The organism is Shewanella electrica, from assembly GCF_022321485.1.
In the GTDB taxonomy this organism is placed as follows: domain Bacteria; phylum Pseudomonadota; class Gammaproteobacteria; order Enterobacterales; family Shewanellaceae; genus Shewanella; species Shewanella electrica.
This window is the reverse complement of the sequence record NZ_JAKOGG010000694.1, coordinates 1-242: the sequence shown is the minus strand read 5'-3', so window position 1 is coordinate 242 and position 242 is coordinate 1. Positions and strand designations below refer to the sequence as shown.

At 52.1% G+C, this 242-nt stretch carries 1 protein-coding gene; it reads left to right on the top strand.

The features are described from left to right. Positions 1 to 242: hypothetical protein (locus tag L9G74_RS21830; protein WP_238898981.1), on the top strand; the 242-nt coding region annotated here is incomplete at both ends.

Here is a 242-nt window from a genome sequence, read left to right as displayed (position 1 = left end):
CGCAATCAAGGCGGCCCACCAGATTTTCCTTGATAACCAGGATAAACTTGGTGCCTTGTCCGCTGATATCCGGGGGCTGGTCCTAAAGAGTGAGGTTCAAAACTACGGTAGTCGCGACCTCTTCGATAAGCTACTTGCCGCCTACCAGCAAACTGCGGACCCAAGTTACAAGGCTGACTTGCGGATGGCAATTCCAACCACGACCGACCTTGAACTGATCAAGCTGATCATCGGTCACTACA